Annotated in this window: 16 protein-coding genes; 1 reads left to right on the forward strand and 15 read right to left on the reverse strand. The window is 54.9% G+C overall.

Going from position 1 to position 20,380, the window contains the following annotated elements; all coding sequences use genetic code 11:
* Positions 1 to 135 precede the first annotated feature (135 nt).
* The 15 genes from HQN87_RS06180 to HQN87_RS06250 all read right to left on the reverse strand — a co-directional run bounded on the left by HQN87_RS06180 (position 136) and on the right by HQN87_RS06250 (position 18,977).
* On the reverse strand, positions 136 to 1,326 hold the full coding sequence (locus HQN87_RS06180; protein WP_173130145.1) for a D-alanyl-D-alanine carboxypeptidase family protein: 1,191 nt from the start codon (positions 1,324 to 1,326) through the stop codon (positions 136 to 138).
* A gap of 195 nt (positions 1,327 to 1,521) precedes the next feature.
* The gene (locus tag HQN87_RS06185) at positions 1,522 to 1,947 is read right to left on the reverse strand and encodes a hypothetical protein (protein WP_173129361.1); all 426 of its coding nucleotides are present in this window, start codon (positions 1,945 to 1,947) and stop codon (positions 1,522 to 1,524) included.
* Positions 1,948 to 2,036: 89 nt separating this feature from the next.
* Positions 2,037 to 3,047: an acyltransferase family protein gene (locus HQN87_RS06190; protein WP_173129365.1), complete on the reverse strand. Its 1,011-nt coding sequence runs from the start codon at positions 3,045 to 3,047 to the stop codon at positions 2,037 to 2,039.
* Positions 3,048 to 3,400: 353 nt separating this feature from the next.
* Positions 3,401 to 4,363, reverse strand: coding sequence for an ABC transporter ATP-binding protein (locus HQN87_RS06195; protein WP_173129368.1), 963 nt, complete (start codon positions 4,361 to 4,363; stop codon positions 3,401 to 3,403).
* Complete coding sequence (locus tag HQN87_RS06200; RefSeq protein ID WP_173129371.1) at positions 4,360 to 5,337, reverse strand: ABC transporter ATP-binding protein; 978 nt, start codon at positions 5,335 to 5,337, stop codon at positions 4,360 to 4,362. Before HQN87_RS06200 ends, HQN87_RS06195 begins: the two co-directional genes overlap by 4 nt.
* A gap of 86 nt (positions 5,338 to 5,423) precedes the next feature.
* Positions 5,424 to 6,707 (reverse strand): M20 family metallopeptidase, encoded by a 1,284-nt coding sequence (locus HQN87_RS06205; RefSeq protein ID WP_173129374.1) that lies wholly within the window; start codon positions 6,705 to 6,707, stop codon positions 5,424 to 5,426.
* Between the two features lie 84 nt (positions 6,708 to 6,791).
* On the reverse strand, positions 6,792 to 8,393 hold the full coding sequence (locus HQN87_RS06210) for an ABC transporter substrate-binding protein (protein ID WP_173129377.1): 1,602 nt from the start codon (positions 8,391 to 8,393) through the stop codon (positions 6,792 to 6,794).
* A 144-nt stretch (positions 8,394 to 8,537) separates the two neighbouring features.
* Positions 8,538 to 9,434 carry an ABC transporter permease gene (locus tag HQN87_RS06215; RefSeq protein WP_173129380.1) on the reverse strand — a complete coding sequence of 299 codons (897 nt, stop codon included), beginning with the start codon at positions 9,432 to 9,434 and terminating at the stop codon, positions 8,538 to 8,540.
* 30 nt (positions 9,435 to 9,464) lie between these two features.
* Positions 9,465 to 10,475, reverse strand: a complete 1,011-nt coding sequence (locus HQN87_RS06220; protein WP_173129383.1) for an ABC transporter permease — start codon at positions 10,473 to 10,475, stop codon at positions 9,465 to 9,467.
* Positions 10,476 to 10,729: 254 nt separating this feature from the next.
* Complete coding sequence (locus HQN87_RS06225) at positions 10,730 to 12,256, reverse strand: PucR family transcriptional regulator (RefSeq protein ID WP_173129386.1); 1,527 nt, start codon at positions 12,254 to 12,256, stop codon at positions 10,730 to 10,732.
* A 1,217-nt stretch (positions 12,257 to 13,473) separates the two neighbouring features.
* Positions 13,474 to 14,706, reverse strand: a complete 1,233-nt coding sequence (locus HQN87_RS06230) for an IS110 family RNA-guided transposase (RefSeq protein ID WP_173129390.1) — start codon at positions 14,704 to 14,706, stop codon at positions 13,474 to 13,476.
* A gap of 877 nt (positions 14,707 to 15,583) precedes the next feature.
* Positions 15,584 to 16,237, reverse strand: coding sequence for an aspartate/glutamate racemase family protein (locus HQN87_RS06235; protein ID WP_173129393.1), 654 nt, complete (start codon positions 16,235 to 16,237; stop codon positions 15,584 to 15,586).
* A gap of 50 nt (positions 16,238 to 16,287) precedes the next feature.
* Positions 16,288 to 17,232, reverse strand: a complete 945-nt coding sequence (locus tag HQN87_RS06240; RefSeq protein WP_173129396.1) for an aminopeptidase — start codon at positions 17,230 to 17,232, stop codon at positions 16,288 to 16,290.
* Positions 17,233 to 17,249: 17 nt separating this feature from the next.
* Positions 17,250 to 17,918, reverse strand: coding sequence for an AroM family protein (locus HQN87_RS06245; protein WP_173129399.1), 669 nt, complete (start codon positions 17,916 to 17,918; stop codon positions 17,250 to 17,252).
* Positions 17,919 to 18,026: 108 nt separating this feature from the next.
* On the reverse strand, positions 18,027 to 18,977 hold the full coding sequence (locus HQN87_RS06250; protein WP_173129402.1) for a DUF1177 domain-containing protein: 951 nt from the start codon (positions 18,975 to 18,977) through the stop codon (positions 18,027 to 18,029).
* 330 nt (positions 18,978 to 19,307) lie between these two features.
* Here HQN87_RS06250 and HQN87_RS06255 point away from each other — a divergent pair, with 330 nt between their 5' ends.
* Positions 19,308 to 20,351: a serine hydrolase domain-containing protein gene (locus HQN87_RS06255; RefSeq protein WP_173129405.1), complete on the forward strand. Its 1,044-nt coding sequence runs from the start codon at positions 19,308 to 19,310 to the stop codon at positions 20,349 to 20,351.
* Positions 20,352 to 20,380 lie beyond the last annotated feature (29 nt).

The raw sequence follows: 20,380 nt of genomic DNA on the forward strand, positions 1-20,380 counted from the left end.
TGTAACTTTTTAACTTTCCCCTACAAGGACAAGGTTTCTACACCGCAATTGAGGATTCCTGCCTCACGACAAAACTAGAAGAAAACCCCTAAGAACTTACACAAAGCACGCGATCAATCTACAAAATGCAAGAAATTAATCATTCGTAAACATAGAGCCCGTTGCCCGCTTGAACAGCTTCCACCAGCCTGCCTTGGCTACTGTTTCGCCTGCCTTCAGCTCATATTCCTTCAGAATACCGGTTCCCTGGTAGACTACCAGCTTGCCGACCGTCTGGCCTTCGGCCACCGGAGCCTTCACATGCTCATCCAGCACCAGCTCATGACGGATACCCTCCTGGGTAATTCCTTTGCGGAGCAGCACACTATAGTTCTCCTTCGCCACCAGCGGCAATTGCGTCTTCACACCCTTCTCGATCCTTACCGTACCGATGGTGTCGCCTTCCTTGTGAATCGTATGCAATTTATATTGGGAAAAGAGGTAGTCGAACATCGCCGATACTTCACTGTTGCGGGTTTTGGTGTTCGGCTCGCCCAGCACCACCGCCACAGCACGCAGTCCGTCCCGGGCCGCTGTCGCGGACAGGCAGAACTTCGCTTCAGAGGTATAGCCCGTCTTCAGACCGTCAGCCCCTGTATAGAACCGCACCAGCTTGTTCGTATTGACGAGCCAGAACGGCTTGGGTGAATCCTTGCGCAGGTAATCCTGATAAGAGCCGGTGTATTTGATAATCTGCTCATGCTTCAGCAGCTCCCGGCTAATTACGGCAATGTCATGCGCGGAGGAATAATGATTCGCAGCCGGCAGGCCGTTGCAGTTGGCGAAGTGAGTATCTTTGAGGCCCAAGGCCTCGGCCTTCTGGTTCATCAGATCCACAAAGGCGCTCTCCGAGCCGGCGATTTTCTCCGCCATGGCTACAGAAGCGTCATTGCCGGAGGCCATCGCGATACCCTTCAGCATATCGTCTACCGTCATTTCTTCACCCGGCTCCAGAAAAATCTGCGAACCGCCCATCGACGCCGCATACTCACTGGTCCGTACTTTGTCGGTGAGCTGCAGCTTGCCTTCGTCCAGCGCCTCCACGGTCAGCAGCATCGTCATAATCTTGGTAATACTGGCCGGCGGAAGTTTATCATGGCTGTTCTTCTCGTAGATAACGGTGCCTGTATCGGCATCCATGAGAATGGCAGAACGCGCCCCCGGCGCCAGTTCAGCAGCGGCAGCCCCTCCGGCATTGCCGGAATTAGCGGTGCCTTTGGCTTTTTCCTCCGCCCAGGCTCCTGTTGCTCCTCCCAGAACCGATACAGCGATGCACAGCACAAGCATAATATAACGAATTTTCCTCACAATAGTTCCCCTCCTGAACATTAACCTTCATTTCACAGGTACTGTGTTCCAGTTTCGTCAGAAAGGCAGGAAATTATTCCATTTCACGCACAAATTCACGCACAAAAAAAAGGGCTTCCCCCGGTATCTTCACAGATACTTGAGAAAGCCCCTTTCGGTAAGGCTATGAATAGCTTAGCCGCCGATAGCTAAAGCGCTGAAAATAACAGGTCCCACCACTGTGGCAACGGAGCCGACATCCTGGTTCTCTACAATCAGCTGATAGTTCTGGACACCGGCCGGGACATTGATATCTACCATATGCAGCGAAATAATGCCGTCGTCATTGAAAGTCTCCTCCAGCTCTACCCGTGCATAGAAGATTTCGGTGCCTGCCCGCCAGATGCGGACCAGCACATTGGGCGTATCCAGCGTAACATCCACGCCGATGGTGGCTTTCAGTTCAACCTTATTGGGGAAATGTCCTGGAACTGCGGGATCAATATAAACCGATGTTCCTGCAATCTGTATACCTGCCGGAGAAATAGGGACGGGGATGGAGACCCCGTTAGTAATAGGTGTAACTACGGATGCGTTATAATCCAAAAGTGTTTTGACCATGCGTTATCACTCCTTTTCATATTCTACTAAAGTATATGAAAGATATGAAAAAGAGCTTGTGCATTTCTATCACTAGTTTCACCTATTTTTTAGCGTGCGTTGCTATAATTCACGGCCGGACGGCTGCCGCCCTTATGCCCCAGATAGAGTCTGGACAATAAAGGAGAACGCACCGCCCAATTGGCGGCCAGCAGCGGCACCCCCACTCCGATCAGCGTAAAGGGCAACAGCCCGTAATCCGTCCCGAGGAGATATTTGAGCCCGTAATTCAACGGCAAATGCAGGTACATGATCGCAATGGAGTTACGTCCCAGGCTGCCCATCCAGTCCAGCGGAACAAGCTTCGAGAGACGGTACACCGCAGCGCAGATCGTCAATGAGATGAGCAGCGGCACGGCCAGATCAAGCAGCAGGGAAGTATATTCCTTGTATTTCATATTCAGGCTGTAGTGAAGCACACCTGACCGCTCCAGCAGCAGCACAAGAGCACATAGCGGAAGCAGCACCGGCAACGCCGAATAGCGGCGGATCAGCGCAGGGATCACCTGTTTGCCGTAGAATCCGATCGCATAATAAGTAATGGCGAGCAGGGACACATCTGCATTCCAGGGAAGATTGAAGTTCCTGAGCGCGGTCAGGGAGATGAGATGTGACAGGAGGTAAGCAGAAGCGATCAGGAGAAATTGCGTGCGGCGGGAATAACGGACAATGTATCCGAAGAGCAGCTGGGTGAACAGCAGGCAGGTGATGAACCAGAACACCCCGTAAGGGCCCGTAAGCGACAATCCCCCGTAGAGCAGTCTCGCTACATTCTCGGCGAATCCCCGTACACTGAAGTTGAACAGCAGCAGCACGGAAGCAATCAGGAGTCCGTAGGCAAAATAGGGAGTCATCAGCCCCTTGGTCCGTTTGGCCGCCCAGCCCAAATACCGTCCAGGTTCAACCGGCTTAAATACAAGTCCGCTAAGCATGAAGAACAAAGGCATCCGGAACCAGGACAGATAATGATTCGCTGCCGCATCGCCGGAGTGGCCCATTACTACAAATATAATACTGAATCCCTTGGCGGCATCAATCCATAATTGTCGTGGTTTGTTCACGTTCTCCTCCCATCTCCTCCCAAATCAGTTTTAATTTAATACAATTATAGAAGGGTTTATTTTTCTTTTCAAACTTACATGAAAAATTTCATCGGTATTCCTGAAAGTAAATTCACTTAACAACGCGGAACACTCTGCAAAAATAAGACGTTGTTCCTAGACGTGGGACACTGCCCCATCCGGGCTTCTCAATAGGGCTAAAGTCTGCGGTACGGTTCAGTTTTTCGATTACATTTGGCCTACTCGGCACTCCCAGTCCAATTGTGTTTGGTTTTCCGTTAATGTTTGTTTTCGTATCCGATACAAGCAAAGGGCCACCCGCTGCCGGATGGCCCTAGTCACTGCAACTATGATTAATACAAATGGCAGGCCGCCTGATGGCCCGGACCCAGCTCCCGCAGCACTGGAGCCTCTGACTTGCAGCGGTCCATCGCATACGGACAGCGGGGATGGAAGGCACAGCCTGTAGGCGGCGTCTCCGGGTTGGGAACATCCCCGCTCAGAACGATACGCTGCTTCTTCAGTCCCGGATTCGGCACCGGAACGGCTGACATTAATGCCTGTGTATACGGATGCAGCGGCTTGGCGAACAGCTCCTTGGTCGGCGCCAGCTCGACAATCCGCCCAAGATACATCACGGCCACGCGGTCGCTGATGAATTTGACCACCGACAGATCATGGGAAATGAACATATAGGTAAGGCCGTATTGCTCCTGCAGATCCTGCATCAGATTCAGCACCTGGGCCTGGATGGAGACATCCAGGGCAGATACCGGCTCATCGCAGACAATGAATTTCGGATTCAGCGCAAGCGCCCGGGCGATCCCGATCCGCTGCCGCTGGCCGCCGGAGAATTCATGGGGATAGCGGTGGGCCTGATAGGGGGACAAGCCCACCACCTCCATCAGCTGCTCGACCCTGCTTGTCAGCTCACCGGCGGGAGCAGAACCGTGGGTACGGAGCGGCTCCTCCAGAATGCGCTGGACCGTCCAGCGGGGGTCGAGTGAAGCATAGGGGTCCTGGAACACCATTTGCATATCCGTACGGAACCGGCGCAACTGCTCGGTATTCAGGCTGCGCACATCGGTGCCGCCGAATATAATCTCGCCTTCCGTCGGCTCGATGAGCCGCAGGATGGCCCGGCCGGTCGTGGATTTCCCGCAGCCGGATTCGCCGACCACAGCAAGGGTCTCCCCTTGCTCCACGGATAACGTAATGCCGTCCACGGCTTTTACAGCACCGACCTGCTTCGAGAAAAAGCCTTTGCGGACGGGATAATGCTTCTTCAGATTGCGGACTTCCAGTAATGTGGTCATAATACCCCCTCCTGCTGCAGGATACAGCGGCATGTATGGCCCGGCTGCACCTCTAGCAGCTCCGGAAGCTGCTCCCGGCAGCGGTCCACCGCTACCGGGCAACGCGGCGCAAACCGGCAGCCGGACGGCAGGTTGGCCGGATTAGGCACCTGCCCCGGGATCGAGCTGAGCCGCTCCTCGTCTCCCGCAAGCTGGGGCAGGGAAGCCAGCAGCCCGCGGGTGTAAGGATGCAGCGGATTGCTGTACAGAGTAGCCACATCCGTCTCCTCGACGATCTGACCGGCATACATAATGACAACCCGGTCACACATCTCGGCGACAACGCCCAGATCATGCGTGATCATCAGAATCGACATGCCTTCATTCTTTTGCAGATCCCGCATCAGATCGAGGATCTGGGCCTGAATCGTCACATCCAGCGCCGTAGTAGGCTCATCGGCAATCAGCAGCTGGGGATTACAGACCATCGCCATTGCAATCATAACCCGCTGCCGCATCCCGCCGGAGAGCTGATGGGCATACTGCTGCGCAATTTTTTCCGGCCGGGGAATCCCCACCTTGCGCAGCATCTCCACCGCCCGCTCAGCCGCCTCCTTCTTGCTCAGCTTCAGATGGTAGCGTGCGGATTCGGAGATCTGGCGGCCGATCTTGAACACCGGATTCAGCGAGGTCATGGGCTCCTGAAAAATCATCGCAATCCGGTTCCCCCGGATATTCCGCACCTCATTCATCGACATCTCCAGCATATCCTTGCCTTCAAAACGGATATGGCCGGAAGCAATCCGGCTGATCCGCTTAGGCAGCAGCTGCATGATCGATAGTGAGGTAATGCTTTTGCCGCAGCCGGATTCGCCTACAATGCCCAGCGTCTCTCCTTTGCGCACTGACAGACTGATGCCGTCCACCGCACGGATTGTACCCGCCGCTGTCTGAAATTCGGTGCATAGCCCTGATACTTCCAGCAGTTCTGTCATGATTGCCCCTCCTTAAATATCCCCGCAAAGTGATGCTTTAGCTTCGATGATTACTCAAGTGCTTTGCGGGGGCCCCAAAATAAAAATCAGCTCTCTCTATCTTCCACGCCCAGATATTTAAGGGCCGTCAAAGCATATACCTTCGCACATTGGATAATCTGCCAGACGGGCGCTTTCTCATTGAAATTATGAATCGTAGACAGCTCGGCCGGGCCGTATTGCAGCACCGGAATGTTATGCGTCCGGAAATGGCGCGCATCGCTGGATGCCCATTGCAGCACGCCGTAGGCCTCTTCCCCGCTTACTTCGCAGATACTCTCCACCAGATCCTTGACCACCGGCTCCTCATTGGAGGTCCAGTTGGCATTCCCCTGGAAGCCGAAGCCCTTCACTTCCGACTCAATGCCTGCCTCCAGCAGCAGGGAGCGGGCACGGTCCAGCACATCGCGGTAATCTACCCCGAACGGGACACGGGAATCGACCTGAATCGTACAGCGGTCAGCCACCACATTCACCTTGGTTCCGCCCTGGATGGTTCCGATATTGACCGTCACATGGTCGAACACCTGATAAGCGAGTGAATCTTCTTCTTCGCTTCCCTTCACATAATCCTGTGAGATGCGGATAATGTCCTGGACTTCCTTGGGAATATCCACTTTAATATCCCATAACCGCTGCAAGGCTTCAATGCCTTTGGCCGCCTTGACTATGGCGCTGTCTCCGACCACCGGCGACAGACTGCCGTGACCCGGCGTACCTTCCACGGTGAATTCAAACCAGCAGCTCCCCTTCTGCCCGATGGTCGGGTTCAGCGGGCCGGAAGGCTCGGCGATCACCGCCGCGGTTCCGGTGATCAGGCCGCGTTCCAGCACCCAGGGCACACCCAGATGACCGCCCGTCTCTTCATCGGGCACGATCAGGAGGGACAAGTCGCCTTTGAGCGGAACACCAAGCTTCGCTAACAGAGCGGTTACGTAGATTAATCCGGCCAGGCCCGCCTTCATATCTGAGGCGCCTCTCCCCAGCAGATAGCCGTCTACAATATCGCCGCTGAACGGATCAAAGTCCCAGCGCGACCGGTCTCCGGCAGGAACGACATCTGTATGTCCGCAGTAGATCAGCTTTTTGCCGGTCCGGTCCTCGGCCCCTGCACCCAGGGTAGACACCAGATTGAACATCGTTTCGGTGGCCGGATAGATCGAAGTGCCTATCCCTGCTTCATTCAGATAATTAATGATAAAAGCGCTGATCTCCCGCGAATCGCCCGGCGGATTCTCCGAAGGGAAACGGATAAGCTGCGAACACAGCTCCAGCAGCTCCTCCTGCCCGGCATCTATGGCCTCCAGCACTTTGCTTCTCCAGTCAGTCATCGTGTGAGTTCTCCTTTGCAGCCCCGGCACTGGCCGTTCAGACCAGGCACGGGGCTCCTCTGTATTGGTTATAGAGCAAACAGATTATTCTTGAATGGACAATGGATAGAAGCGGATCACTTCATCCGGGTAGAAGGCATAGCCGCTGATTGTATTACTCATGCCTACAATGCGGTTGTATTCGTACAGGTACGCCCAAGGCGCTTCCGTTGTGATAATCTCCTGAGCCTGCTTGTAGAGTTCACTCCGCTTCGCTGCATCGGTCTCCAGATTCGCCTGGTCCCACAGCTTGTCTACTTCAGCATTCTGGTAGTTGATGTAGTTGGAGGAACCTTTGCCGTACAGCAGGAAGCCGAGATGGTAGCCGGGATCATTGACGAATGAAGTCCATTTGGAGATATAAGAGGTCAGATTGTTGGTCTTCTGCTGCTCCAGGAACTGGGCGCGGGCCAGCTTGTTGATCTTCATGGTTACACCGATTTTGGCCAGCTCGGCCTGAATCAGCACGGCATCATCTTCCCAGTCGTCGAACCCGGAACCGAGGGTGAAGTCGAAGGTGAAGCCTTTCTCATAACCCGCTTCCTTCAGCAGCTCCTTGGCTTTGTCCAGATTATGCTCGTACACAAAACCTGCATCGGTGAAGCCTGGCGTGTTGCTGGCTACCGCGCTCTTCATCTGCTTGGCCTGGCCGTACATCACACCGCTCAGCAGCTCATCGTAAGGGATGGCATAGTTGATTGCCTGACGGACTTTTACATTGTCAAACGGCTTCACCTTGTTGTTCATGGCGAAGAAGAGAATCCGGTTGCTCGCATTGGAAGCGACGGTCAGTGCAGAATTGCTCTCCAGTGAGGCTACATCCTTCGGAGGAATCTCAATCGCCATATCGACATCGCCTTTGCCCAGCAGCAGCACGCGGTTCGAGGCTTCCTTCGTGAACTTCAGGGTTACCTTGCCCAGGCTTGGCGCACCCTGCCAGTAGCTCTGATTCGCGGTGAAGACCGCTTCTGTTGCGGGGTCCCACTTCTCAAGCTTGAACGGGCCGGAGCCGGCGGCATTCGTCTTGAGGTAGTCAGCCCCCTGTGCTTCTACAGCCTTCTTGTCCACGATGGAGAAGGTGTACATTGCCAGAATCTGCAGGAAATTATGATTGGCATTGGTCAACGTAACTTCTACCGTCGAGGCGTCTTTTACCGTAACAGTCTTGATCGAGGCCATTCCGTAGAGGAAGCTGCCGGAGCTTGATTTCGCCACGCGGTCAAAAGAGTACGCTACCGCCTCGGCATCCACCGGATTGCCGCTCTGGAAGCTCACGCCGGACTTCAGCTTGAAGGTATACACCGTGTTGTCAGCATTCACTTCCCAGCTCTCTGCCAGCATGGGCTTGATGTCTTCGGTATTGGCGATGCTTGCGCCATTCTCGGTCTTGATGCCGTAGGTGACCAGCTGATCATAAGCGGCAAGCACGAGCGTATCGGAGGTCAGATCGTTGGCTTCTGCCGGATCGAGCGTGGTGCCGCCCTCGGAGTAAGCCACGGTCAGATTCTTCTGGACCGGAGCAGCCGTCCCTGTGTTCCCTGTTCCTGCCGGAGTGGCAGCAGGGGTCTGCGGATTGGCGCTGCTGGCGCATCCGGCAAGCATGATCGAAAAAGCGACGAGTGTGGATAACAGTTTAACTTTTTTCATCGGGTAATTCCTCCCTTTTCTATATCCTGCCTGCATAACAACGCTGGTGCTGCTTGTGATCATCTGCCGCTGATGCTCCGGCGAGCCATGATCTATATTTATCGGGGGCTAAGCAGAGCAATCGGGGTTGTCCCCTGCTCCGCATTATTTGCCCGAACGCAACCGCGGATCAAGCACATCCCGGAAACCGTCTCCGAGCAGATTGAAGCCTAAGATGGAAGTGGCAATACCGAGTCCTGGAAAAGTAACCAGCCACCATTGCCCGGAAATGATGTATTCCCGGCCTTCGGAGATCATCGCGCCCCATTCGGCAATCGGGGGTCTGACCCCAAGCCCGAGGAAGCTGAGACTGGAAGCGGTCAGGATGGCGAAGCCCATCCCGAGTGTAGCCTGCACCATAAGCGGAGCCAGTGCATTGGGCAAAATGTGACGGTAGAGAATCACCGAATTCTTCACACCGATGGCCCGGCTTGCTTCAATATACTCCTTCTCCCGGAGCGAGACGGTCTGCCCGAACATCAGCCGGGCAAATTCAGGGATGCCGACAATGCCGACGGCAATCATCGCGCTGCTGAGACCGGCTCCAATCGAGGCGGCAATCGCCATCGACAAGACCAGGGACGGGAAGGACAGCAGTACGTCCATGAACCGCATGATGATGGTTCCGGTACGGCCCCCGTAATAAGCGGCTATTCCGCCCAGCGGCATCCCGATCAGAAAGGAGATCGAGACGGCGATCAGACCGGTCCAGATGCTGATCCGTGCGCCGTACAGCACCCGGCTGAGAATGTCGCGGCCAAAGTTATCGGTGCCGAACCAGTGGCTGCCGGAAGGTGCCTGCAGCTTGTTAGCCATATCCGTGACGAACGGATCATGCGGAGCCAGCCAGGGGGCGAAGACGGCTACCACCGTCCAGATCAGGATAAAGGTTAACCCTATGGCCGCCAGGCGGTTGTGCAGCAGCAGGGATAATAATGTCCGGGGCTTGGCCGGGGCCGGTCTGCCCGGGCTGCCCTGTGCTGAATGTGCTGCAGTGCTCACAAGCAATCTCCTCCTCTCACACAAGCTGTTCTATTCATAACGGATTCTCGGATCAATGAAGCCGTAGATCAGGTCTACAGCCAGGTTGATTCCGCAGTAGAGCACGGCACTGACCAGGGTGAACGCCTGGATTGGCGCATAATCCGCCGCCAGTATGGAGTCGGTCACATAACCGCCAATCCCCGGCCAGGAGAAGATGGTCTCCGTAATGACTGCGCCGCCCATCAGGAACCCGAATTGCAAGCCGAGCACGGTCAGAGTTGGAATCAGCGCATTGACAAGCGCGTGCTTGTAAATGACGGCTGATTCCCGCAGCCCCTTGGCCCGGGCGGTGCGGACGAAGTCCTGATCGACCACCTCCAGCATACTGGAGCGGGTCATCCGGGCGATGATCGCCATCGTGCCGGTACTGAGGCAGATGGCCGGAAGCAGCAGATGCGCAAGGCTGCTCCGCAGTGCGGCGATGTCACCGGACAGCAGACTGTCCAGCACATACAGTCCGGTGATATGCACCGGCGGGTTGAGGTCGCCGCTGATCCGTCCCATCGGGGCCGGTGCCCAGCCCAGAATGGAATAGAAGACATAAATGAACATTAACCCGAGCCAGAAGATCGGCACACACGCGCCTATCAGGGAGAATACGCGTGAGATGTGATCGAGCAGCGATTCCTTGCGGGTAGCGGCGACAATCCCCACCGGAATGGCTACCAGAACCGCAATCAGAATGCTGGCCAGCGTCAGCTCAATCGTAGCCGGGAAGCGCGAGGCCAGATCGCTGGCCACCGAATGCCCGGTGTGATAGGCATAACCGATATCGCCTTGCAGCAATTGGCCGATATACGCGAAGAACTGGATATACAGCGGCTTGTCCAGCCCCATGTCCTGGCGGATCTTGTTCACAATCTCCTCCGGCGCCTGCTCTCCGGCCAGCATAATCGCAGGATCACCCGGCAGTACTCTCGACAGAATGAAGGTGATGACGATAATGCCGAGCAAGGCTGGAATCATCTGCACAAGTCTTTTTAGTGTATAAGCGAACAATGAATCAACCCCCTTACGACTTCTGTGCCAACCATGCTGTGAATCCGCTTTGTGGACGAAATTCCGCGCTCATGTCAGGTACAGCCTGTTACTGTGTCTTATTAAAGTGTTGAGCTAATTCTACATAGAATTTCACAACCCCTCTACGTCCCGTTCAGCTAAAAAAAGGCACAACCGTTTGTCGGTTGTGCACTATTAACCACTATTAATGTCACATTTACTGACACGTTGTTCCGCGAATCTTCCAATCTGGTCTATTTTTCCTGTAGGTAGTAGTAAATCAGGCACAAATGGCAGACGAATTGCTCGCGCGGATCATTCAGATCGAAGCCGGTAATATCCCGAATCCGCTCCAGCCGGTATTTAACTGAGTTGCGGTGGATGTACAGGCTGTTCGCGGTCTCAATCAGGCTCCCCCTGCACTCCAGGTAATGGTAGAAGGTCAGCAGCATATTGCTGTCATGCTCCTGGTCATATTGCAGCAGCTTGCCCAGCTTCCGCTCGAACAGACGCTCGAACCCCGGACCGCCCAGCCCCTCCAGCAGGTGGTAGACCTCCATCTCTTCATAACGGGTGATCCCGCCCGGACCCTGGCCGAGCCTCCGGGAGATCGACAGCGCTTTGCGCGCTTCGTTATAGCTGGTATGGATATCCCACAGGTACTCGGAGGTCCCGATGCCGCACCGGTAGCCGCTCAATCCTTCGGTCTTATCCTGCAGCCAGCCTGCCAGCGTCTTCTCCCACCGTTCCTCCGCATCACCGCCCGGCGTGAATTTGCGCCCCTCCTGCGTGGGCAGGAACAACACCGCCCGGCTCGAACGGTACTCTACGTGCGGGGTGACTCCGCGCTTCTTCGCTTCGCGCTCCAGCAGCCGGTTCACTGTCTCCTCACTCGGCGCCGTCTCGCCTTCAATAACGGCAACCTCCCACTTATGCTCAGGATTCATCCCCAGCTGGCGGGCCCGGCGCTGCACCTCATGCCTCGACGGCAGCGGCGGGGTCAGCAGTTCGTCGATGAAGTTGCCGCGCAGCCTGAATTCGGTATCCTCGGCAACCTTCCGCCGCATCAGCTCCAGGGCAAAGACGAGCCGGGCCTGTTCGATGCCCACTTCCTCCATATCATCCAGCTGCTCTTTGTCCACCAGCAGCCGGGCAACCGTCCGGCGGTCCACATGGATATTCCAGTTCAGCGGAGTACTGCTCTGCGACCAGTCGTAATCGGCCGGTGAGGACACAATGATCTTCCGGTCCGTATCGACGAGTGCAACCGGGGCTTTGAGGAAATCCGCCACACTGTCGCTGACCGCCTGGATTCCGCTATTCTCCAGGACCATTGTCGTCAGTGTGCGGTAGACCTCCTCCGCACGGCGCAGCAGCATCGCCTGCCGTCCGAGCAGCAGCTCCATGACCGGCTGGGTGATATCCGTATATGGAATCTCGGGCGGAATCTCCACAATCGGGAGACCGCAGGCATTGCTGGCCTCGATCGCTCCTTGGGGGATCTCCTTCAGGAAGCGGGCCGGCTTGATCGCCAGCGCCGCTGCACCCAGATTGTCGAGCGTGTAGATCAGCTCAGTCAGCAGCGAAGGATCATGCCGGATCGAATACGCTGTAGTCAGCAGCATGACCCCCTCGCTGATCCAGCCCTTCAGATCAGGGACCTCCATAATGTCCACGAACCGGACCACCCTGTCCAGTCCCTGCTCGCCGCTAATGACCTTCGCTTTTCCCAGAACAGAGAGCTCCATCAGCTCCCGTAGCGTTATTCCTCGTGTATTCAACCTTCCGCCTCCCTCTGCTGTCTTCAGTATTTCATGATTTTTCCTGAAATATGCCCTAAGCCATGCCGCCAGCTTACATTCGCATTCCAGATATTTTATCAGAGATGCCCGCTCCGCCACAGGAAATATATATCCAACTGCGTATAATATCGGATTTGCGCGCGGCTGGGGCTTTGATTAGTCAGCTTGTACGGGCCTAGGGCGAGGTGAGTGTGCCGCGTTCGGCCCGTTCAGAGGGATTTATCCCTCTGATTCTGGGCGGTGGGCCGCGTTCGGCCGTTCAGAGGGATTTATCCCTCTGATTCCGGGCGGTGAGCCGTGATCGGCACATTCGGAGGGATTTATCCCTCTGATTCCGGGCGGTGGGCCGTATTCGGCACATTCGGAGGGATTTATCCCTCTGATTCCGGGCGGTGGGCCGTATTCGGCACATTCGGAGGGATTTATCCCTTTGATTCCGGGCGGTGGGCCACAATTGGCTCGTTCAGAGGGATTTATCCCTCTGATTCTGGGCGGTGGGGCGTGATCGGCGCGTTCGGAGGGATTTATCCCTCTGATTTCGGGTGGTGAGCCACAATTGGCTCGTTCAGAGGGATTTATCCCTTTGATACTGGGCGGTGGGCCGTGTTCGGCGCGTTCGGAGGGATTTATCCCTCTGATTCCGGGCGGTGGGCCGTGTTCGGTCGTTCGGCGCAGTCGTAGGAAATCCAAATGTTCACCGCCGCAGTAACGACTCAGCATCAAATACAAACCTTAAGTGTGTCTTATGTACATTAGCAACCATGAACAACATCGCCCTGCGGGTGGGTACTGTAAGAACATCTGTGGTGCCAGACAGCCTGTATAGCTAGCACCCTCGCACCAGTACATTGTATTCGGTTTTTCTGTGAAAACACTTCTTGCACAACCTGCGATAAACGCACGGACTACGTGGCACGTGCAGTCCAATTGTGTTCGGTTTTCCGATTACACACGGCCTACGTGGCACGTCCAGTCCAATTGTGTTCGGTTTTCCGATTACATTCGGCCTACGTGGCGCTCCCAATCCAATTGTGTTCGGTTTTCCGATTACATTCGGCCTACGTGGCGCCCACAGTCCAATTGTGTTCGGTTTAATACGAAAATAAAAGTATCGGAAAATGCGCCGCAGACTGGATTTTGACAAAAAAAGACCCACCGCCCCAAAATAACGTTTCGTTTTTTTGAAAAAGGGGAGACTATTGGATAGGATTTAATTGCACGCTATATCCTAACTGCTGGATATATTTCACATACCTATCCAACGGGTTTTTCTTGGACGTCTCATCGCCTAGTGAGACGTCTATTTCTTGGTATGACCTTTTCTCCCGCATCAGGGCATGGAGAATTCTAATCAGCAAATGCGCGGTGGCGACGTTTGCTTTTTTATCTCCCCGTCTCTTACGAATTCGTCGAAAGAATTGGCCGATCCGGTTCGATGAGCGAGAGTTCGCCCAAGCTGCCTGGCACAAGGCCCCTTTCAGATGCTTGTTCCCTTGCATCGTTTTTGACTTTTTTCGCTTTCCAGCGCTTTCGTTGTTCCCTGGACACACCCCCGCCCATGAAGCAAACTGCGCATCACTCGGGAACATTTCCGCGACATGCGGCCCCACTTCTGCAAAGATGGTCACGGCAGACGTCCGCTCAATTCCTGGAATGGAGTCAATTTGTTCAATCCTCTCCAGGTAGGGTTCTGCCTTCGCCTCGATTCGAGCTTCCAGTTCCGTGATCCTTTTCTCCAAATAGACCAAGTGGTCCCAGTGGTCTCGAATCATCTCGCGATGATGACGGCGCAACTTGCCATTGAGCGCGTCTAGCAACTGTGGAACTTTCTTTTTTAAACGGGTTTTGACCAGGTTTTTAACGGTCACTTCGTCTACGACCTCGCCGTCCATGATCTTCTGGAGCAGGCCCCGTCCCGAAACCCCATATAGATCGGACATAAAGGTGGTTAGCTTGATGTTGGCATCCTGCAGGATTTTGTGGATGCGGTTTTTCTCCGCCGTCACCGCCTGCACCATCTTACTCCGGTAACGGGTCAAGTCTCGCAAATCCCGGATGTCTTGTTCTGGCACCATACTGCCTTCAATGAGCCCGCAACGGTGCAATTGCGCTAACCAGCGCGCATCTTGCATGTCACTTTTTCGACCCGGCATATTCTTTACCCGCTGGGCGTTGGCCAAGACAAGATCACAACTGCCCTCTAAGATGTTCCATACCGGTTTCCAAAACACGCCGGTACTCTCCATCACCACCTCAAGGCACCCGTGTTCACTCAGCCAATCTTGCAGTCCTAACAATTCTCGGGTTGTCGTCCCAAAGGTTTTCAGGTGACATTGTGGTTTCTGTTCGATCGGTCCTTTTAACACGCAGGCCACAACGGTTTCCTGGTGCACGTCTAGACCCGCGCAACACATACGTACAGCATCCATTCCAATCATCCTCCATCGTCAGCTTACAAATCATGCGCTCGAGTGAGTGTAATTTAATACACGTACTTTTTGGGGGGTACAATAGGCGATGCTCGAAAAGCGCAATAGAACGGTTTTTCGCACGGGGTGTATCCCAGTAACCGCTTCCGCCCTTTGATTTGTATATGTAGTGTTGACGACTACAGCATCTTTTAGAATGGATGCGACGGATGCCACCCACTTATTTTCATTCCTGGGGGTGACAAGGCCTCTGTCTTGTCATGCCTGTTTTTCGATTACATTCGGCTTACGCGGTGCTCCCAGTCCAATTGTGTTCGGTTTTTCGATTACATTTGGCCTACGCGGCGCTCCCTGTCCAATTGTGTTCGGTTTTTCGATTACATTCGGCTTACGCTACCCACCCGGTCTAATTGTGTTCGGCTTTCCGTTAAAATTTGTTAAATAGATGAACAGACGACGTTCTGTTTTTAGCCGCGCTGCTCATTTTCATGCTGGAGTTGTGCCTTGAAAGACATGTTTGTTTTCACATACGTCCGGCCCACGCTACTCGCACCAGCACATTATATTTGGTTTTTCACATATAATCTTCTATCTGTCTGATGTGGATAAAAGGGCATAGTGGGGAGAAGTGCTCTTTAAATGATTCGAAGGCCGCATGAGTAAATAAGAAGCCTAGAAAAAGCCTAGAATTCCCTAACCATCAAAAAAGCGTCCCCCAGGCCTGAGCCAGGACGAACGCTTCGAAAGAGTGTGTCTGCGATTAAGCAGACTGCCTAAAATTCCAATTGAGAAATGTAAATTCGGAAAGTGTATAACAAGAGCTTAAAGATACCGGGCCACAAGGGACGGGGGCCCGGATAAATGGACACGCCTTCCGCTACACAGCTCTTGGGGGTGAGGCCGAGGCGGACGCAGCAGCAGCCGCACCAAGACAGAGTATGGGATCGAACGCACGGATGCCCAGCCGTTCTTCCAGCTCTGCTGCCAGTCCAATCGTAGCGAAGCCGGTGCAGGCCAGGACAAGCGCTTCGGCACCGCGTTCCACCAGCCGGGCAGCTCCGGCCAGAGCGCCGGCCCGTCCGGCAGGCGTACCCAGATCCAGCGTAGTTGTAACGCCGTCAGGACGGCCCATGCCCAGATAAGCCCCGCCGAGAATGCTGCGGATTAGTGGCGGCACCTCTTCCAGGATGGTCAGCACGCCGATCCTGCTGCTATATGCCAGGGCCATCAGGGCTGCGCAGGAGCCCGCCCCCAGAACAGGAACTCCCACCGCCGCCCTCGCCTCCGCCAGCGCCGGATCAGCGGCACAGCTGATGCCGATTGCCGTACACCCCTGCTGCTCCAGCTCCCGGGCAAGCGTGATAATCTTCGGAATGGACTCTGCTTCCGTCTCCTCATTGAACACACCCCGGGGCTGATCCGGAATGCAGCGGCTGATCACCGGCAGACCGTACCGGCGCTCAATGAGTTCCCCGTGCAGCCGGATCGCGGAGTCCTCCTGCAGCGTAATTACACGTATAATTCCAAGCATTCCCATCTCCTCCTGCTCAGCTATAGTGTGAACGTTCAACAACCGCCCGCTTACAGCAATTCCCCAGCCTGCATAATCAGCTTATCATCAATATAGACATCCGGCTTCATGACCACGGCATCAATGTGAACGCCAGCCGCTACTACCCCGCCGAACGTATTATTGCTGCCAAAAGCCACATGGATGGTCCCATAGACCTTCTCATCCTCCAGCACCACACCTGTAATTCTGGCCTTGTTGTTGGTCCCGATACCGAATTCGCCCAGCAGTCTGCCGTCACCGTCTCCAAGCATAGCCAGCAGCTTGCCGCCATTCTCCCCTTCGGCGCTCCTCAGGCGTCCCTGCTCCACCGTCAGGATCATCGGACTATCCAGTGCGCCAATGCCTGCAATCGAGCCGTCCACCTTAATCTGTCCGGTGGCTGTGCCTTCCAGCGGTGCAATATAAGCCTCCCCTGACGGCAGGTTGCCCGACTCCCCAGGATTCAGATACAAGCCGGTGCTAAGCACACCGTCCCGGCCGTCAATGGAGAAGCTTAAGGATAGTCCATCCTTCTCCACCCGCACCCGGCTTCCCGCAGACAGCAGCGCAGCGACCTGCTCGGTCAGAGTCTTCACCTGCGCGTAATCGGCCGTGATAGCGCCGTGGCTGAACATATCATCCGTCATCCCCGGCATGGTCGCCACCCGGGTTCCCGCTGCGGCGGCCTGCTTGCGCGCCGCCGTATGTGTCATCGAATGTGTCGTAATACATACGGCCACATCCGCTTTGGCCATAGCTTCGGCAACCGGAGCCGGCGGCTCCTCCCCGGACTTGCTCCGCGGCTGCATAATCAGCAGCATGGATTCCGCCCCCAGCCGCTTGCCTGCTTCATAGACGGATTCGGCCAGATCCCGCTTATCATCGTCGGCCACTACAGCCAGCAGCTCACCGCTGCCTAGCCCCAGACAATCCTTAAGAACATTCATGCTGATCCGTATTCTTTGCTCACTCATCTTCATTTCCTCCCGGGTTATACCATTTCTGCTACCAGCTTGCCCATCAGGGCATTGGACAGCACGGCAGGCACTCCTGCGGAGGCCGCCCACTGTCTATGCTGCTCCACATAACCCATACAGTCAAGCACTATCACATCCGCATGGTCCCGCAGACGTTCAGCAGCAGCGCGGAAATCTGCTTCTGTGCCGGTGTACGGTGAAGCCGCTGCGAACGGCAGCCGCATTCCGGCACCAGCGAATTTCTCAATCATACTGTCCTCCTGCTCCGGCAGCGGACCGATCAGTCCCAGGCGGCGCCCGTCCAGCATTGCCTGCACAACCGGAGGAATGATCCGGTCCGGTTCAATCAGATGGGCAACAGACGTACGCAGCCCCGGAAAAACACCGGTGCAAGCCAGCAAAATCGTCCGAATGCCTGCGGCTTCCATGGCATCAACCTTCCCTTGCAGCACGGATTGTATCCGCTCCCGGGAGATCACCGCAGCCGTTCCGTCTGCCATACGGGTTGTCAGCACATACTCCCCCGGGCCGGGACTGTAGTATTCACTGACCTGGGCAGCCGTGAATCCGTCCAGTACCCCGGACTGTATCAGCCCGGCCTTGCCTTCCAGATACTTCTCAATAATCGGCGCAACATCATTCCTCGGCGCTTGTCCAATCGTGATCAACCCGATATTCTTCATCCGCTTCCCTCCGCACGCTATTGGTATCCGCTGAGAATGTAATCGTAGAGCAGGCGCTGATTGAAGCTCAGCGCCTGCCTGTGAATCCGTTATCCTGTTAGCCAAAAGTTAGTGAGAGGCTACCGCCGGTTTACCCAGCGTCTGCAGCACTTTCATTGAACCGTACAGCTCGGTAATCTGTGCGAATTCCTCCTCGTTATAGAAGGAGCAGCTGCCTTGAGTGACTTCCTTGGCAGTCTCAATCGCGAATCGCACCGCCTGGGCAATATCCACCTCATGGCTGGCGCCGGTGCCGCAGCCGGGTACCATAGACTGGGCAGTGATCGCCAAGCCTACTACCGGAGCTGAGGTAGCCACCGCAGGCTGAAGAATCGAATTAATATGATACAGCCCGTTGCCGTAAGGCGTAATATCCTGAGTGGTCACTGGAAAAGTAACCGGATACTGTCCGGTCGTCATCTCCTTGATCCGCAGCAAATCTTCGCTGACCCGCAGAATGTAACCTTCCTTGACGGTAGGCGAAATGGCGATTCCCTTGTGATTCACCACGCGGTTGCCTTTGGTCGTATCAATAGACAGAATCGCTTCCATCTCCGGCAGCACCTCATGTTCATTCATCTGCAGGATATCCACAGGGGAATCCATGAAGTCCACCGGCTCATGCGGCAGGGTCGGGGCATCCGGGCAAATATGGGTGGTCACCAGTACATCGCCCTGCAATACATCCCCTTTGGCCTGCATGTCCGCCAGCTTCAGCGCCGATGCGATAGCCGCTACCGCGCCGTCTGCATCAGAGACAATACCGATCCGGCTGGGACGCGCCCCAATGCCGCCAAGTCTGCCGACAATGCCGAATGTTGGTGCTGAACCGCCGCCAAGCTTGCCGGCGCTGCCCGGGATCGTGATTTTGACGAATTCTGTGCTGCCCTTGTCACCTTCCACCTTCTGAACCTCAACCTTAACCGCAGGATATTCTGCGAATAACTGCTTGACCTGCTTACCGTTAACATAAGCGCTGTCCAGTGCGTTCAAGACTGTAATCGTTTGATGAAGTGCCATTCTGATTCCTCCCCGGTTGCATGCTCATGTTTGTGATGTTTGCATTTATACTATCTCAAACCACAAAATGTCCACAATGTACCGCCCTGCCAAACGTAGACAGCATTTCTTGTCCTTTGCAGATAAACCTTACGTCCGAGGACACTCTTCCTCCAGATGCCAGGCCTCAGCCTTAGTACACCGCAACCAAATGGAAACGCCTATGTCATACTTGGAAAGGCCGGTACCGTTTCAGCTAGTAAAATAAAGGGAATTGTCCCCAAATCGGCGAATAGTAAGAGATTATTAAGAAAGGCTACACCATCAGAATGTCAGAAAAGAGGTAAGTACATGAAGCGGGAACAGAAAGTACAACCAGAACAGCTCGATGAGATCATCGCTGAAGAAGCCCGGCGCTCCGGGTTCTCGGGGGTGGTGCAGGTCTCGCGCAAGGAACAGACCCTCGCAGCAGCGGCTTACGGCCAGGCCAATATGGCGGAGGACCGGGGCAACCGGGTGAATACCCGCTTCGGGATTGCTTCCGGGAGCAAGCTATTCACAGCGATAGCCGTCTGCCAGCTGGCAGAGCAGGGCAAGCTTTCTTTTGACAGCAAAGTACTGGAGATCTTGCATGAACTGGAGTTTCCTTTGTTTAACCCGGAGATCACGGTGCATGAGCTGCTGACGCATAGCTCGGGGATTCCGGATTATTTTGACGAGGAGACGATGGAGGATTTCGCTGCACTCTGGAACGATACCCCGATGTATACACTGAGGCGTCCCGTTGATTTCCTGCCCATGTTCGCGGCACTGCCGATGAAATTCAGTCCCGGCGAGCGGTTCCACTACAATAATGCGGGTTACATTATGCTTAGTCTGCTCATAGAAACGCTCAGCGGGATGAAGTTCACGGATTATGTGGAGCAGCATATTTTCCGGCCTTGCGGAATGCAGGATTCCGGTTATTTCGCCTTTGATGCACTTCCCGCCAATACCGCTCTCGGTTATATAGACAACGGTAACGGTCAAAGTATCAGTAACATCTACTCTCTTCCGGTTGTGGGCGGCGGCGATGGCGGTGCTTTTGTTACAGCAGCGGACATGCAAAAGTTGTGGACAGGCCTGCTCGCGCACAAGCTGCTGCAGCCCGAGACGACTGCCCTGCTGCTCACACCGCATATTCATGTGGATGAGGACACCCGCTATGGCTATGGAGTCTGGATCTCGGTGAGTAATAATGAGGTGTTAAAATACCATGTCATGGGCTACGATCCAGGCATCAGCTTCCGTTCCGCAGTCTATCCGGCAAACGGTGTAACCTTCACTGCTCTCAGCAACCATAGTGGAGATGTCTACCGGATGATGCTGGCCGTGGAGGAAATTCTACCGCGGTAAAAAGGTGTGTCCGCACGGAGCAGCACACA

The sequence above is a fragment of the Paenibacillus tritici genome, assembly GCF_013204885.1.
GTDB classification, from domain to species: domain Bacteria; phylum Bacillota; class Bacilli; order Paenibacillales; family Paenibacillaceae; genus Paenibacillus_AQ; species Paenibacillus_AQ tritici.

Excerpts from the sequence above, each read along its gene's own strand:
- HQN87_RS06180 (WP_173130145.1), bottom strand. The coding sequence starts at position 1,326 with ATGCTTGTGCTGTGCATCGCTGTATCGGTTCTGGGAGGAGCAACAGGA.
- HQN87_RS06185 (WP_173129361.1), bottom strand. The coding sequence starts at position 1,947 with ATGGTCAAAACACTTTTGGATTATAACGCATCCGTAGTTACACCTATT.
- HQN87_RS06195 (WP_173129368.1), bottom strand. The coding sequence starts at position 4,363 with ATGACCACATTACTGGAAGTCCGCAATCTGAAGAAGCATTATCCCGTC.
- HQN87_RS06200 (WP_173129371.1), bottom strand. The coding sequence starts at position 5,337 with ATGACAGAACTGCTGGAAGTATCAGGGCTATGCACCGAATTTCAGACA.
- HQN87_RS06205 (WP_173129374.1), bottom strand. The coding sequence starts at position 6,707 with ATGACTGACTGGAGAAGCAAAGTGCTGGAGGCCATAGATGCCGGGCAG.
- HQN87_RS06210 (WP_173129377.1), bottom strand. The coding sequence starts at position 8,393 with ATGAAAAAAGTTAAACTGTTATCCACACTCGTCGCTTTTTCGATCATG.
- HQN87_RS06230 (WP_173129390.1), bottom strand. The coding sequence starts at position 14,706 with ATGGATGCTGTACGTATGTGTTGCGCGGGTCTAGACGTGCACCAGGAA.
- HQN87_RS06235 (WP_173129393.1), bottom strand. The coding sequence starts at position 16,237 with ATGCTTGGAATTATACGTGTAATTACGCTGCAGGAGGACTCCGCGATC.
- HQN87_RS06240 (WP_173129396.1), bottom strand. The coding sequence starts at position 17,232 with ATGAGTGAGCAAAGAATACGGATCAGCATGAATGTTCTTAAGGATTGT.
- HQN87_RS06245 (WP_173129399.1), bottom strand. The coding sequence starts at position 17,918 with ATGAAGAATATCGGGTTGATCACGATTGGACAAGCGCCGAGGAATGAT.
- HQN87_RS06250 (WP_173129402.1), bottom strand. The coding sequence starts at position 18,977 with ATGGCACTTCATCAAACGATTACAGTCTTGAACGCACTGGACAGCGCT.
- HQN87_RS06255 (WP_173129405.1), top strand. The coding sequence starts at position 19,308 with ATGAAGCGGGAACAGAAAGTACAACCAGAACAGCTCGATGAGATCATC.